A 14,781-nucleotide genomic window follows, 5' to 3' on the forward strand; every position below is an offset into this window, starting at 1 on the left:
CATCCCCAGGCACCCCCCATAGGGAGTTGCGACGCACCATGCGATCCCACCCGAACACCGCGGTACCCACTCAGAGCAAGCGTCACACGCACGATGACGCACCGGACACCGCCGCCGCCTTCGAGCGCCTGGTCGAACTGGAGGAGGGACCGGAGCGGGACGCCCTGCGCCAGGAGATCGTCGAGGCCTGGCTGCCCATGGCACAGCGCCTCGCGGGCCGCTTCCGCAACCGAGGCGAGTCCCTCGACGACCTGCGCCAGGTCGCGGCCCTCGGCCTGGTCAAGGCCGTCGACCGCTACGACCCGCGGCGCGGCACCGCCTTCGAGAGCTACGCCGTACCGACCGTGACCGGCGAGATCAAGCGGCACTTCCGTGACCACATGTGGACCCTGCACGTGCCGCGCCGCGTCCAGGACCTGCGCAACCGCGTGCGCTTCGCCCGCCAGGACCTCTCCCAGGTCTCCGGGCGCGTCCCCACCACCGCCGAGATCGCCGAGCACGCGCAGATGAGCGAGGAGGAAGCCAAAGCGGGCCTCGAAGCGCTCGACAGCTTCACCGCGCTCTCCCTGGACGCCGAACTCCCCGGCAGCGAGGACGGCTACTCGCTCAGCGACGCCCTCGGCGGCCCCGACCCCGCGCTCGACATCATCGTCGACCGCGAGGCCGTCAAGCCGCGCCTCGCGCAACTGCCCGAGCGCGAACGGACCATCCTCTACATGCGCTTCTTCGGCGACATGACGCAGAGCCGCATCGCCGACGAGATGGGCATCTCCCAGATGCACGTCTCACGGCTCATCAGCCGCTGCTGCGACCGCCTGCGCGACCAGGTGATGCGTGACGCCGCCTAACGCCCGGCCCGCCCGGTGCCGCCCTCGCGCCGCCGCAGGGCCAGGGCCAGGTGCCGGGACAGCACGTCGACCGCGCGCGCCTCGGCCATCGAGAAGGCGAGCCGCGCACCGCACCGGAACAGCGTGAGGACCCCCTCCACGGGCCCGTCGGCGCGGGCGGCGAGCGGCACGCACAACAGGGACGTGACCTCGGCGCGGACCAGGACGTGCGCGCCACTCGCGTCCCGGCCGAAGGCGTCCGGGTCCGCCGGGCGCACCTGGAGCGACGCGGCCCCGCCGCGTGCCGCCTCGACGACGAGGGGGCACGCGGCGGGGTCCTGCGCGTGGATGTCGGCGACCGGCGCGTCCGGCGGCCCGAGCACGGTTCTTCGCCGCGGCCGCGTCGCGCCGTCGTCCGCTATCACCCAGTCGGCGAACCGCCCGTGCAGCACCGCCGCCGCCCGCTCGAATATCGCCGCACGGTCCCCGGCGGGCGCCGTGAGCAGCGCCGTCGTCATCGCGTCCGCCAAGTCCAGCTGGGCCGCGTGCCGGGTCGCCTCGCCGAGGTCGGGGGCGGGCCGCGGCGCGCTCGGCGGCTGCTGCGCGCGGGTCACCGAGGGCTGGAGCACGACGAGGACCGCCGTGCGCGGCTCGGTGCCGGGCCGCAGCGCCGTGAGGGTCGCGCGGACCGGTGTGCCCGGGCTGCGCTGGAGGTGGACGACGAGGCTGCGGTCGCCCTCGCCGCGGGCGACGGCGGCGGTCTGCGAGCGGAACGCCACCCGGTCCGCGTGCACCAGGAGCCCGGTCAGCGGCCGGCCCGCGGCGAAGCCCGCGCGGACACCGGTCAGCGCCGTCCCCGCGACGTTCATGCGCCGCACCACGGTCTCGCGGTCGGTCAGCGCCACCGGCAGCGGCATCCGCTGGAAGATGGTCCGCAGCAGCCGCTGCTCGTCCCGGTCCGGCGCGCCGGCGCCCGGCAGTCCGTCGGCGCTCAGACGCTGGTACGTGGGCCACAAGTGCTCGGCCACATGGTCCAGTTCGAAGATCGCCGCGTCGAGCACCGTGCCGAGGTCGTCCGGCGGAAGGGACCGCGCCGACTTCAACTCCGCGACGCGGCGCACGAAATCCGCGAGGTCTTCACCGAACTCCTCCGTCTGGGACATGCGTCGAACCTAGCCGGTGCGGCCGTTTTCCGGAGGAGCAGGAGGGAAGCCGGAAAGAGAGGAGGAACCCCCATGGCGCCCTTGCCGGACCCGGACCTGCTCCGACCGGAGACCGCACTGCCCGGACGCAGGCTCTCCGAACTCTCCGAACAAGCCGTGCGCTGCACCCACGGGTGCTGCGGCGCGAGCACCACCGTCACCGACGGCGGCGACGAATACCCCGTCGCCGTCACCCACCCCGACCTGGCCGGGCTCGTCTCGGTGCAGCTGCGCACGGGCGAGGGCCCCATCCCCGCCGCCGAGCAGGGGGGTGCGCCGGTCGACTCCGAGGATCTGCTGCGGGACGAGCGCTGGCCCGCGTACCGCGCGCTGGCCCTCGACTCGGGCGTACGTTCCAGCGTCACGCTGCCCTTCCAGCGCGCGGGGCTCACGGTCACCCTGACCCTGTTCAGCTTCCGCCCCGGCGCGCTCGACGACGCGCGGCACGGCCCCGCCCAGGCCCTCGGCGACCTCGCCACGGCGAGCTTCGTGCGCGACCGGCACTACCGCGCCGCCCTGACCGAGCTCGACCAGATGGGCACGGCCCTGCGCACACGGCCCGTCGTGGACCAGGCGTGCGGGATCGTCATGCACGTCCTGGGCTGCGAGGCGGACGCCGCGTTCTCGGTGCTGCGGCGGATCTCCCAGACGACGAACCGGAAACTGGCCGACGTCGCGGCGGCGCTGGTCGAGACGAAGGGACGCGGCCTGGAACGCGAACTGGTCTCCCTGGCCCGCTGAGCCCCCCGTCCAGGGGCCTGACCCCGGTCGCCACCGACCGGGGCCGGGCCCCTTCCGCGAGCCCGGCCCGGCCCTTGTCCCCGGCCGGACGGAGGCAGGGGCTGGAATGCGCGCCGCCCATGGGTCCGCGCCACCCCTGTCCGCGTGTACGGCGTGTACGGGCCGGATCGCGTCCGGTCGTTCGCACCGCGCCGGGCGGTCGAGTCGAGGCGAGGCGAACCGCGTCGCGTTGAGGCGGGACCGGTCAGGCGGGGTCGGTCGGGTCGTGCGGAGGCTTTCCGGGGTGACCGGGGGGGGAGGGGGAGCGGGCGCCACTCGTGGGCCGGGGACGCTCACCCGGCCGGGGCCCAGCGCGGGCGCCGGGCGGGGGAGCGCGCTGTGATGGGCGGGTACGGCCATGCCCTGGGTACACACCCGTTCGACGGGGCAGGAGACAGTCACGCGAGGGCACGGAGGTACGCATGAGGCGGACGGACACCGAGGGCCGCGGCCCGGTGCGGTACGGCCCGCCCGCGCCGGAGTCGGGCCTTCCGGTCCTGCCCGGGCCGGCGTCCGCCGCCGCCTCGGCCGCCGCCCGCCCGCACGGCGAACCTCCCGGCGGCAGCCCCGCCCTCCTGGACGCCGCGAGCGGCTACTGGAGCCGGCGCGGACTGCCCGTGGAGCGCGACCACGTCGCCGCCGCCCCCGGCGCCCCGCCCCTCCTGCTCGCACTCACCGCCGCCCTCGGCGGCGACGTCCTGCTGCCCCGCCCCTGCCCCGCCTGGTGGGCGCCCCAGGCACGGCTGCTCGGCCACGGCGTCTACCACGTGCCGACGCCCGCCGAGTGCGGCGGTGTCCCGGACCCGTACGCCCTCCTGGAGACCGTCCGCCGTGTGCGCGCGGAAGGAGGCAGGCCCCGGCTGCTCGTGCTCAGCGTCGCCGACGACCCGACCGCCACCGTGCCGCCCCCGGAAGTGCTGCACGAGGCCGTCGAAGCCGCCGCCGACGAGGGCCTGCACGTCGTCAGCGACGAGACCTGGCGCGACACCCTGCACCGCCCCCACGACACCGTCCTGGTCGGCCCCGCCGAGATGGACCACGAGCGCGTCACCGTCGTCTGCGACCTCGCCGGGCCCTTTCTGCCCGCGGCGCTGCCCGCCGCCGTCGCCCGCTTCCCCGACACCCCGCTGGGCGCCGTCCTGCGCGCCCGCACCCTCGACGTGCTCACCGCGCTCGGCGCGACCCTCGCCGCCCCGGCCGCCGCCGCGGCGACGTACGCGCTCGGCGAACCGGACGACGTCACCGAGCGGCTGACCGCCGCCGTGCGCCTGCACGCGCGTGTGGCCGAGGCCGCGCGGCACGCCGTGCTCGCCGCGGGCGCCCTGGCCCGGCCCCCGCGGGCGGGCCGCCACCTCTACGCCGACCTCGGCCCCCTGCGGTCCGCGCTCGCCGCGCGCGGCGTCGGCGACGCGCAGGACCTGGAGGACTTCCTCGGCGAACGGCTCGGCATGCCCACACCCGGCGGCCACCGCTTCGGCGACGACATCGACGCCCTGCGGGTCCGCCTCTCCACGGGCCCGCTCCTCGGCGCGACCCCCGAGGAGCGCCTGGCGTCCCTCGGCGCGCCGGACCCCCTGGAATCGCCGCACGTACAACGAGCGTTGAACATGTTCGGATCGGCCTTCGACGATCTCCGCGCGGAAGCACAGCGAATGGAGCCTCCTCGGTGACCCAGCAGGCGGAGCGGCGGACGACAACACCGCAGACGAGGACACGGCAGGGCCCTGGCCAAGGCCCCGGCCCGCTCGTCCCGCCACGCCCGCCCGGCGGCGCGCGCCGGTGGCCGCGGTCGTTCGCCGACCGGCTGACCGCACCGCTGCCCGGACTGCGCGCGTTCGCCCGGTTCGCCCGCGAGGGCGCCCTGCGGCCCGGCCCCGAAGGCCTCGCCGACATCCGGCGGCTGCCGTACGAACCGGGCCCGCTGCCCCGCGTCGACCACCGCACCGTCGCCGTCACCTGGGCCGGGCACGCCAGTTGGGTCGTACGCATCGGTGGCCTCACCGTCCTCACGGACCCCGTCTGGTCCCGCAAGATCCTCGGCACGCCGGCCCGCGTCACCCCCGTGGGCGTCGCCTGGAGCGCGCTGCCCCGCGTCGACGCGGTCGTCATCAGCCACAACCACTACGACCACCTGGACGCCCCGACCCTGCGCAGGCTCCCGAGGGACACGCCCGTTCTCGTCCCCGCCGGGCTCGGCCGCTGGTTCACCCGCCGCCGCTTCAGCCGCGTCACCGAGCTCGACTGGTGGGAGGGCGCGGAAGTGGACGGCGTGCGTTTCGACTTCGTGCCCGCCCACCACTGGTCCAAGCGGAGCCTGCTCGACACCTGCCGCACGCTGTGGGGCGGCTGGGTCATGACGGACGCCCAGGGGCAGCGTGTCTACTTCGCGGGCGACACCGGCTACGGCCACTGGTTCGAGCGGATCGGCGACCGCTACCCCGGCATCGACCTCGCGCTGCTGCCCATCGGGGCGTACGACCCGCGCTGGTGGCTCAGCGACGTCCACTGCGACCCCGAGGAGGCCGTCCGGGCGGCGGTCGACCTGGGCGCGCGGCGGATGGCCCCCATGCACTGGGGCACGTTCCTGCTCTCCGCCGAGCCGGTCCTCGAACCGCTCACCCGGGCGCGGGCCGCCTGGGAGCGGACGGGGCGCCCCCGCGAGGACCTGTGGGACCTGCCGGTGGGAGCGTCGCGGGTGCTGCATCGAAGCTCCGCAGCTGCCGGGTGAGCGCGTCCCCCAGGGCCTGGTCCAACGGGCCGCCGTGCTCGATGCCCAGCTGACCGGCCAGCTCGACGGCGTGCAGTCGGACAGCGGCCTCCAGCAACTGGGCGTATGCCTCGACCGCACCGCGGAGCCGGGACCTCGCGGTCAGCGCGAGCACGCCCGCGACCGGCGCCGCGGGCCACCACCACACCGCGAGCGGCGCGTACAACACCCCCCAGCCGCCCAGCGTGGACGCACGCGTGAGCGACTGCTCGGCGGCGGTGATCTCCGCGCGGGTGGTCTCGGGCAGCATGAGCCACAGGTGCGGCCAGAGCACCGGCAGGTCCAGGTGGTGGTCGCGCTCCAGACGGACGGCGACGGCGTGGACACGATCGCCGCTCCACGTCGGCCGGTCCGGTTCCTCCGCGCCGACGCGCCGCATGGCCTGGTGCGCGGCGTGACGCGGCGCGGGGTCGGCCCGCTCGCCCCGCAGCGCCAGGGACCGGGCGTCGGCGTCCAGTTGCCGCCGGTAGCGCAGCGCGGCGTCCCCCCAGCGCGCCCGGCGGCGTACGACACGTCCGTACGCCCACTGCCGGAACGGCCGCGGCCAGGCCCGCCACCCGGCGGCAAGGACGGCGCGCCGGAGCACCGAACCCAGCCCTTGGGCGGCAAGACCCGCCGCCCCTGCCGCGGCGAGAACCGCGCCGAGCAGCACGACCTGCCCGCCGGCACCGGAGGCGACGGGGGACTGGGCCCACCGGCCGATCCGGTCGACGAGGCGCTGGTGGTCCAGGGCATGGGCGTGGCCGAGGGAAGCGGCGACGGTGGCCGTGGCGAGCAGGAGAGCCCCGGGCAGCACCAGCAACGTGAGCCAGCGCTCGGCGAGCTTCTGCCCCAGTGCGCCGAGGAATCCGTTCACCGCGCTACAGCCGTTCCCCGCGCAGCGGTCGGCCGCTGACGCGGCAGCGCGGCGCGTCGGAGCCGTCGGGCCAGGCGTACCGGGAGCACTGGCGCGTGGGGCAGAGCAGCACCCGCTCGTCGGGCAGGGCGGGGTCGACCCCGAGCGGGGTCATGCCCCGGGCGGCGCCGCCGTGCACCCCCACGGCGTCGCCCGCCGCGAGCAGAGCCTCGTGCAGGGCGTCCAGCGCGGGGGCGGGGTCCTCTCCGGCGCGCAGGTCGGCGAGGAGGCGTTCCAACGGGGCGGCGCCCTCGGTCGCGTACGTCTCCAGGTCCGCACGGATACGCTCCAGACGCCCGCAGACGTGGGCGATCGCCTCCCGCACCCTCGTGTCGACACCGCTGTGCTGTTCCGCCACTTCCGAGCCCCCTGTCCGTACCGACGCGGCCATGCTGTCCGAAGCCACCCGTCCGCGGCAACAGGCGATCTAGTCTTGCCGGTTGACGAGCCGTCAACGACCGGGGGGCCTGATGGGACAGCGCGAAAGGCTGCTGGCAGCGGTCATGAGCGGCGTGGAACGGGCGGGCGACAGGCGGGACCTGTCCCACGCCCTGGATCCGGCCGCGCTGACCGCCGCGCGCGATCTGTCGGCGTTCGCCGCCGAAGGCGACCTGGAAGCCGCGCACGCCTTGGCCTGGCTGCATTACCTGCGCTCCCAGGCACTCCCGCGGGCGCGGGCCGAACGGGAGTGGACAGAGGCGGTCCGCCTCTTCGGGCAGTGCTTCGTCGTGGCGGAGGAAACCGTGCCGGAGTCCCTGCGCCCAGCCGTCGCCGAGCGGGCGGTCCCCGACCTGATGGACCTGCTCACCCGCTCGTTCACCACCACTGATCCGGCACTCCTGGACACCACCGTGGACCTGGCACGACGTATCGAGCGCAGGCTGCCCGAAGGCCATCCGCGCCACGCGCACACCCTTTCCCTCCTCTGTGCCGCCCTGGACACACGATTCGCGCATGGCGGGGACCTGACGGACGCGGACGAGGCGGTGCGGGCGGGCCGTGCCGCCGTCCGGGCCACCCCCGACGGCCGGCCGCAGCGCGCGGGCTACCTGTCCAACCTCTGCGCCGCTCTGCTGAACCGCTCCAAGCGCACCGGTGACCTGGGGGACATGGACGAAGCGGTGGCCACCGGCCGCGCCGCCGCCCGGGGCGGCGGCGCGGACGACTCCGAGCGGGCCCGGCACCTGACCAACCTCGGTGCGGCCCTGCGGGCGCGGTTCCAACGGACCGGCGAGCCGGGCGACATCGACGAGGCGGTGGAGGCAAGCCGCGCCGCCGCCCTGGCCGCAGGCGCGGACGACCCTCGCCGGGGCCTGTTCCTGACCAACCTCGCCGTCGCCCTGCAGTCCCGGTTCCAGCACACCGGGACGCTCACGGATGTGCACGAGGCCGTGGAGGCGAGTCGCGCCGCCGTCCGAACCGGCGCGCGGAGTGCGGGCTTCCTGTCCAACCTCTGCGTCGTCCTGCTGGACCGCTTCAACCGCACCGGGATGCTCGCGGACGTGGACGAAGCGGTGGAGGCGGGCCGCGCCGCCGTCCGGGCGGCGCCCGACGGACACCCCGACCAGGTCGTGAGCCTGACCGGTCTCAGTTCCGCCCTGCGGTTCCGCTTCCAGGGCACCGGGATGCTCGCGGACGTGGACGAGGCCGTGGAGGCGGGCCGCGCCGCCGTCCGGGCCACCCCCGACCAGCACCCCGAACGCGCGGCACGCCTGGCGGGCCTCGGCGCCTGCCTGCGGATGAGGTTCGAGCGCACCGGTGCCCCCGGGGACCTCAGAGACGTGGACGAGGCCGTGGAGGCGGGGCGCGCCGTCCTGCGGATCGTCCCCGACGGCCACCCTCGACGCGCGGCGTACCTGGCCGAGTTCGCGGCCGCCTCGCAGCTGCGGTTCGAGCGCGGCGGGGACCCGCGCGACCTGGACGAGGCGGTGGAGGCGAGTCGCGCCGCCAGCGGGCTCACTCCTGACGGCCACCCCCGGAGCATGCACCTGGTCAGCCTCTGTATCGCCCTGCGGAGGAGATTCGAGCGCGGTGGGGACCCGCGTGACCTGGACGAGGCGGTGGAGGCGGGCCGCGCGGCCCGCCGGATGATGCCCGCCGACCACCCCCACCGTGCCGGCGCCCTGATGAACCTCGCGAGCGTCCTGCGACTGCGGTTCGAGCGCACCAGAGCGGCGGCCGACTCGACGGAGGAGCGGTCCGTCTGGGAAGGCGCTGCCGAGTCGGCCGCCGCTCCACCGTGGATACGCATCCGTGCGGCGCGGGGGGCGGCGCGCCTGGCCGCGTCCTCGGACCCCGGCCGGGCGGCCGCGTTCCTGGAGCGGGCCGTACTGACGCTGCCGCAGGTGGCACCGCGCCGCCTGCGGCGAGGCGACCAGCAGCACGCCCTCGGCACCGACGCCGTCGATCTCGCCGCCGACGCGGCGGCCCTGGCCCTGGCCGCCCCCGGTGGCACCGCGTCAGAACGGGCCGCGCGGGCGCTGCGCCTGGTGGAGGCGGGCCGGGCCGTGCTCCTGTCCCAGGCACTGGACACCCGGGACGACCTGTCCGAGTTGCACGTCCGGCATCCCGAACTGGCTTCCCGCTTCGTCGACTTGCGTGACCTGCTGGACCGGGAGCAGAGCGCGGCGGAGGAGGCGGCCGCGGGCGCGGGCCAGGAACGGCACCGTGTGGCGGCCGAGTTGGAAGAGCTGATGGACCGCATCCGGACCCTCGAAGGATTCACCGGCTTCGGCCTGCCCCCGACCCTCGACGCCCTCCTGAGCGAAGCCGCCCACGGCCCCGTGGTGACGTACAACATCAGCCGCTACCGCAGCGACGCGCTGCTCCTCACCGGCGAGGGCATCACCTCCTGCCCCCTGCCCCTCCTCACGGAGAAGGCCCTCTACACCCAACTGGAGACCTTCCACCAGGCATTGGGCGAGGTGACAGCGCCCGACGGCGACCGGATCGCCGCGCAGCGGTCCCTGCGCGGCGTACTGGAATGGCTCTGGGAGGCGGCCGCGGAGCCGGTCCTCTCGGCCCTGGCGGCGACGCCGGACATGGCCGCGAGGGCTCGGCCCGGGGAGCTGCCGCGGGTGTGGTGGGCGCCGGGCGGTCTGCTGGGACTGCTGCCCCTGCACGCGGCGGGCTTCCACACCGACCAGGGCGACGCGGCACCGCGCCGCACGGTCCTGGACCGGGTGATCTCCTCCTACACGCCCACCGTCCGAGCCCTGCGCCACGCCCGCAGGAGCCGCCTCCGGTCCTCGCCCGCCGACGAGCCCCGGTCCCTGATCATCGCCATGCCGAACACGCCCGGTCTCAGCCCCTTGGCGCACGCCGCCGAGGAAGCCCGCCGGATCCACCCCCTGCTGCCCCGCCCGGTCCACCTCACGGCACCCGGTCCCACCGCCGACGGCGCCCCGCCCCCGCCGAGCCGCGACACCCCGACCACGGACACCGTCCTCGCCTGCCTTCCGCAGTACGCCGTGGCCCACTTCGCCTGCCACGCCGAGAGCGACCACACCGACCCCGGCCAGAGCCGCCTGCTCCTGAACGACCACGCCACCACCCCGCTGACCGTCGCCGCACTGGCCCGGATGAACCTCACCCACGCACAGCTGGCCTACCTGTCGGCCTGTAGCACCGCGGACCCCGGCAGCTTCGATCTGCTGGACGAGGCCATCCATCTCACCAGCGCGTTCCAGCTCGCGGGCTTCCCCCACGTCATCGGGACACTGTGGCCGGTCAGCGACCGCCTGGCCGCCGACATCGCCGAGTCCTTCTACACCCACCTGACCAGCATGCACCCGACCCCCGACCCGCCCGGCGGCACGCTCACCCCTGCCCGGTCCGCCACGGCCCTGCACCACACCATCCGGGCGATCCGCGACCGCTACCCGGCGACGCCGTCCCTCTGGGCGGGCCACCTGCACGCGGGCGCGTAGGCGACGGCCCCGGCTCCGACGTCCTGCGGCTACGCCGGGGCCCGCCGGACCTTGCGCCACACGGTCGGCGCCGCGCTGATCAGCACCGTCAGCGCGACCGCGAGCACGACACCCTCCCACGGCTCCTTGAACAGCGAGCCGCCGAGGATGCCGATCAACTGGTACGTCACCGCCCACGCGAGGCACGCGGGCACGTCCCCGCGCGCGAACTGCCGCACCGGCATCTTCGCCATCAGGCACGCCAGCATCACCGGGATCCGCCCGGCGGGAACCAGCCGGGACAGCACCAGGACCATCACCCCGTGGTCCTCCAGCTTGGCCTGAGCCTGCGCGAGCCGCTCCTCGGGCGCCCGGTCACGGATCGCCTGGAGCCAGCGCGAACCGTTCTTCGACCGCATGCCGCGCCGCCCCAGCCAGTACAGGGCGATGTCGCCGAGGAACGCCGCGAGCGCCGCGACGCCGAAGACGACGGGCAGCGAGAGCGACGGCGTCTCCTGGTGCAGGGCCACGACCGCCGCCGAACTGACCAGCGCGCCCGTCGGCACCACCGGCACCAGCGCGCCGATCACCACCAGCAGGAACAGCGACGGATAGGCGACCGCCTGCTGGGTGCTCGCGGGCGCCACCTGGGCCGCCGCGGCGAGGTTCACCGGGCCGCCTTCGGCAGCACGCTCTCGCCGTGCAGGAGCCGGTGCACGGCCACCGCGGGCGCGAGACGGGCCGCCTGGCGCACGAACTCCAGGCCGGGCGCGTGGAATTCGTGCGGGCGCACCGCGTCCATGCCGATCGGCCAGTACGTGCCGTAGTGCACCGGGACCGCGCTGCTCGGCGCGATCCGGGCGAGCGCCTCGGCGGCGCGCCCCGCGTCCAGATGCCCGTGCCCCAGGTAGGGGCCCCAGCCGCCGACCGGAAGCAGCGCCACGTCCACGTCCCCGACCTCCGCGGCCATCGAGTCGAAGAGCCCGGTGTCGCCCGCGAAGTAGGTGCGCGCCTCACCGCTGATCACATAGCCGAGGGCCGGGGCGAGCCGCGGTCCGACCGGGAGCCGCCGCCCGTCGTGCAGCGCCGGCACCGCCCGCACGACGACGTCGCCGACCGGGACCTCGTCACCCGGCGCGACCTCGGTGAACCGCAGCTGGGGCAGTCTGCGGGCGAGACCGGGCACCGAGCGCGCCGTGCCGCGCGGGACCAGCGCGCGGGTGCCGGGGGCGAGCCGGGCGAGCGAGGGGACGTGCAGGTGATCGGCGTGCAGATGCGAGATCAGCACGACATCGGCGACGGCGGCGCGGGGCGGCGGCAGCGCGCCCCTGCGGCGCCGCAGATGCGCGAGGCGGCGGGCGAAGAGGGGGTCGGTGAGTACGCGGACGCCCGAGTCCTCGACCGTGCAAGTGGCGTGACCCCACCATGTGACCTCGACGGGCACCCGGTTCCTCCTTATGGCGACTGTCTCCGAGCGTACGGCCAGGAGTAGGGTCGGCGGCCAGGACCGAGGTGAGGGGGACGCCATGGGAGAGGTCGTGGGCATGGACACCGCCGTGGTGCGGGTGGCGTCGATCGCCAGCCTGACGCCCCTGGAGGAGCTCGACGCCGACCCCTTCCTGGTCGACTCGCGCAGCCAGCACGCGATGTGCGCGCGGTGGGCGGCCGACCACGGCTACGTCGTCACGCGGGAACTCGTCGCACGAGAGTTGCGCGCCGACCACGTGGTGCTGTGGGGCGACGTCGAGGCGGGCCTCGTGGACCTCTTCGTCGTACCGAGCCACCGGGTCCTTGAGCGAGCGCTGCGGTGCCCTGAGGAGTTCACCGCGGAGTGCGCGCGGCGCGGGGTGCGGGTGGAGACGGCCGGGTTCGCGGAGCCCGCGTACGACTCACGGATGAAGGCGAGGGTGCATCGCCGTCTGTCCATGCCCACCGCGGGTTACGACGGCCGCTGAGCCGCCCCCGTCCACCGGTGCCGTCCACGCGCCGCTCCGCACCCCCTCGCGACCCCTTCACGGCACCCTTCCCTTCCGCGCGCCCGGCGCCGCGGCGTGGTCGGCGTCGCGGGACGGGGTAGGGACGGGGGCGTGGGCCCCTGGACAGGGGCCTGTGACACGCTGGTGTCCGGTTCCGGGTGAAAAGCGAAGGGGTGAGGCGTGGGGAGAGGGCGATGGCGCAAGGCCGGCAGTGCTCTGTGGCGGGTGGTCGCCGTATGGGCCGTCAGCACGCTGACGATGCTCGTACTCGCCGGGATCCTGCCGGACTTCAAGCTCCAGTCCGACGACGGCGACAGCGCCACCCGGATCGCGGTCACCGCCGCCTGGGGCGCGGGCGCCTTCGGCCTGCTCTCCGCGCTGGTGTGGCCGCTGCTGGTCCGCGCCCTGCTGCTCGTACCCGCGCTGGTGCTCGGCCTGCTCGCCTTCTTCCTCAACGGCTCGCTGCTGCTGCTCGCCCTGAGCCTCATCCCCGAAGACCGCGGCGAAGCCGGCGCGGAGACCGCCGTGGTCGTCGCCGCGGCCATGTCGGCCGTCGCCTCGGCCGCCGGCGGCGCCCTCGCCGTGCGGGACGACGACGCCTACCGGCGCCGCCTCTACCGCCTCGCCGACCGCCGCAGGCGGCGCGGCACCCCGGGGCAGCCGGGCCCCATCGCCCCCGGCACGGTCTTCATCCAGCTCGACGGCGTCGGCCACGACGTCCTGACCGCCGCCGTCACCAAGGGCCTCATGCCCACCGTCGCCCGCTGGCTGGGCCAGAGCCCCGCGGGCGGCCTCCCCACCCACCGGCTCACCCCCTGGCGCACCGACTGGTCCAGCCAGACCGGCGCCAGCCAACTCGGCATCCTGCACGGCTCCAACTTCGACGTGCCCGCCTTCCGGTGGTACGAGAAGGACACCGGCGAGGTCATGGTCAGCAACCGCCCCGCCTCCGCCGTCGAACTCCAGCGCCGGGCCGTGCGGCGCACCGGCGACAGCGGTCTGCTCACCGTCGACGGCGCCAGCCGCGGCAACCTCTTCAGCGGCGGCGCCGGACAGCTCGCCCTCGTGCTCTCCGTGGCCGCGAGGCGGGGCAAGGAGAACCGGTCGCGGGCCGGGTACTTCGCCTACTTCTCCGACCCCGCCAACGCGGTGCGCACCGCCCTGTCCTTCGTGGCGGAGGTCTTCCGCGAGATCGGCGAGTCCACCCGCGCCCGCGTCGAGCGGCGCCGCCCGCGCGTCGGCCGCGGCGGGCTCTATCCGTTCATCCGCGCCTTCGCGACCGTCGTGGAACGGGACGTGGTGGTCGCCGCCGTCATCGGGGACATGCTCGCCGGGCGCAGCGCCGTCTACGCCGACCTCGTCGCGTACGACGAGGTGGCGCACCACTCGGGGCCCACCGGCCGCGACGTGGAGAAGGTCCTCAGGCGCCTGGACCGCTCGCTCGCCCTGCTCGCCCAGGTCGCCGAGCACGCGCCGCGCGCCTACCGCATCGTGCTGCTCTCCGACCATGGCCAGAGCCCGGGGGAGACCTTCCGCGCCCGCTACGGCCTGACCCTCGCCGACCTCGTCCGGGCCGGCTGCGGACTGCCCGTGCCGCGCAGGGCGCAGCGTACGCACAGCGGCGCCGAGGCCCGTGCCGCGGTGCGGGCCGCTCTGCGCCGCCCGGTCGAGGAGGGCGCCGACGAGCGCCGCCCGGTCCGGCGCGCGGAGCCGATCGTGCTCGCCTCCGGCAACCTCGGGCTCGTCTCCTTCCCTGACGTACGGCACCGCATGACCCGCGAGGAGATCGACCGCCGCCACCCGGCGCTGCTGCCGACACTCGCCAACCACCCGGGCATCGGCTTCCTCCTCGTACGCAGTGCGGAGCGCGGCCCGCTGGTGCTGGGCGCGCGCGGGGCCGAGGTGTACCTGGACGAGGACCCGACCGACCTCGGGCCGCTCGCCGACTTCGGGCCGGGCGCCCTGGAGGCCGTGCGGCGCACCGACGGCTTTCCGCACACCGCCGACATCATGGTCAACTCCTGGTACGACCCGCAGGACGGTGAAGTCCTCGCCTTCGAGGAGCAGATCGGCTCGCACGGCGGGCTCGGCGGCGCGCAGTCCCGCCCCTTCCTCCTGTCACCGCTCGTCCTCTCCGACCCGGTGGCGGACGGCGAGGAGCTGGTCGGCGCCGAACACGTCCACCGCGTCCTGCGACGCTGGCTCGGCGAGGCCCTGGAGCCCCTGATGCCGGTGACCGGCGCCGCCCCGCTCCCGGCGGAGGCTTCCATTCCGGTGGATGATTCCCCGTCCGGCGCCCCCACGGGCGCAGCTCTTGCGGTCGTCGACCATGCCCCGCAGGACAAAACACGCTGATTTGGAGCGGCGCCCGCCGTGCCCGACCATGGCTTCCGCCCGGCGATCCCGGGCACCTGGCACGACGAGAG

General features: G+C 75.4%; 12 protein-coding genes. 7 read left to right on the forward strand and 5 right to left on the reverse strand.

Features of this window, described 5'->3' with window-relative positions:
- The first annotated feature begins 38 nt into the window (after positions 1–38).
- Positions 39–848 carry an RNA polymerase sigma factor SigF gene (locus ACF062_RS10965; protein WP_392137422.1) on the forward strand — a complete coding sequence of 270 codons (810 nt, stop codon included), beginning with the start codon at positions 39–41 and terminating at the stop codon, positions 846–848.
- On the opposite strand, the gene ACF062_RS10970 is transcribed toward ACF062_RS10965, so the two are convergent.
- Positions 845–1,990, reverse strand: a complete 1,146-nt coding sequence (locus ACF062_RS10970; RefSeq protein ID WP_392137423.1) for a PAS domain-containing protein — start codon at positions 1,988–1,990, stop codon at positions 845–847. The two genes, ACF062_RS10965 and ACF062_RS10970, sit on opposite strands and share 4 nt — an antisense overlap.
- 72 nt (positions 1,991–2,062) lie before the next feature.
- Between ACF062_RS10970 and ACF062_RS10975 the strand changes: the two genes are divergently transcribed.
- The 3 genes from ACF062_RS10975 to ACF062_RS10985 all read left to right on the forward strand — a co-directional run bounded on the left by ACF062_RS10975 (position 2,063) and on the right by ACF062_RS10985 (position 5,537).
- The gene (locus tag ACF062_RS10975) at positions 2,063–2,770 is read left to right on the forward strand and encodes an ANTAR domain-containing response regulator (protein WP_392137424.1); all 708 of its coding nucleotides are present in this window, start codon (positions 2,063–2,065) and stop codon (positions 2,768–2,770) included.
- Between the two features lie 461 nt (positions 2,771–3,231).
- Positions 3,232–4,479, forward strand: coding sequence for an aminotransferase class I/II-fold pyridoxal phosphate-dependent enzyme (locus ACF062_RS10980; RefSeq protein ID WP_392137425.1), 1,248 nt, complete (start codon positions 3,232–3,234; stop codon positions 4,477–4,479).
- Positions 4,476–5,537 (forward strand): MBL fold metallo-hydrolase, encoded by a 1,062-nt coding sequence (locus tag ACF062_RS10985; RefSeq protein WP_392137426.1) that lies wholly within the window; start codon positions 4,476–4,478, stop codon positions 5,535–5,537. The genes ACF062_RS10980 and ACF062_RS10985 overlap by 4 nt, the downstream gene beginning before the upstream one ends.
- On the opposite strand, the gene ACF062_RS10990 is transcribed toward ACF062_RS10985, so the two are convergent.
- Together ACF062_RS10990 and ACF062_RS10995 are read right to left on the reverse strand one after the other, a co-directional pair.
- Positions 5,425–6,432 carry a hypothetical protein gene (locus tag ACF062_RS10990; protein ID WP_392137427.1) on the reverse strand — a complete coding sequence of 336 codons (1,008 nt, stop codon included), beginning with the start codon at positions 6,430–6,432 and terminating at the stop codon, positions 5,425–5,427. The two genes, ACF062_RS10985 and ACF062_RS10990, sit on opposite strands and share 113 nt — an antisense overlap.
- A gap of 4 nt (positions 6,433–6,436) precedes the next feature.
- A complete protein-coding gene (locus ACF062_RS10995) occupies positions 6,437–6,829 on the reverse strand; it encodes a hypothetical protein (RefSeq protein WP_392137428.1) in 393 nt (130 codons plus the stop codon).
- Positions 6,830–6,941: 112 nt separating this feature from the next.
- On the opposite strand from ACF062_RS10995, the gene ACF062_RS11000 reads away from it, so the two are divergent.
- On the forward strand, positions 6,942–10,400 hold the full coding sequence (locus ACF062_RS11000; protein ID WP_392137429.1) for a CHAT domain-containing protein: 3,459 nt from the start codon (positions 6,942–6,944) through the stop codon (positions 10,398–10,400).
- 29 nt (positions 10,401–10,429) lie between these two features.
- Here the strand turns inward: ACF062_RS11000 and ACF062_RS11005 are convergent, their stop codons facing one another.
- Positions 10,430–11,050: a DedA family protein gene (locus ACF062_RS11005; RefSeq protein WP_392137430.1), complete on the reverse strand. Its 621-nt coding sequence runs from the start codon at positions 11,048–11,050 to the stop codon at positions 10,430–10,432.
- The gene (locus tag ACF062_RS11010) at positions 11,047–11,823 is read right to left on the reverse strand and encodes an MBL fold metallo-hydrolase (protein WP_392137431.1); all 777 of its coding nucleotides are present in this window, start codon (positions 11,821–11,823) and stop codon (positions 11,047–11,049) included. Before ACF062_RS11010 ends, ACF062_RS11005 begins: the two co-directional genes overlap by 4 nt.
- An 82-nt stretch (positions 11,824–11,905) precedes the next feature.
- Between ACF062_RS11010 and ACF062_RS11015 the strand changes: the two genes are divergently transcribed.
- Together ACF062_RS11015 and ACF062_RS11020 are read left to right on the forward strand one after the other, a co-directional pair.
- The gene (locus ACF062_RS11015; protein ID WP_392137432.1) at positions 11,906–12,334 is read left to right on the forward strand and encodes a hypothetical protein; all 429 of its coding nucleotides are present in this window, start codon (positions 11,906–11,908) and stop codon (positions 12,332–12,334) included.
- Between the two features lie 201 nt (positions 12,335–12,535).
- On the forward strand, positions 12,536–14,710 hold the full coding sequence (locus ACF062_RS11020; protein ID WP_392137433.1) for a phage holin family protein: 2,175 nt from the start codon (positions 12,536–12,538) through the stop codon (positions 14,708–14,710).
- Positions 14,711–14,781: the final 71 nt, after the last annotated feature.

The organism is Streptomyces sp. NPDC015345, assembly GCF_043078805.1.
GTDB lineage: Bacteria > Actinomycetota > Actinomycetes > Streptomycetales > Streptomycetaceae > Streptomyces.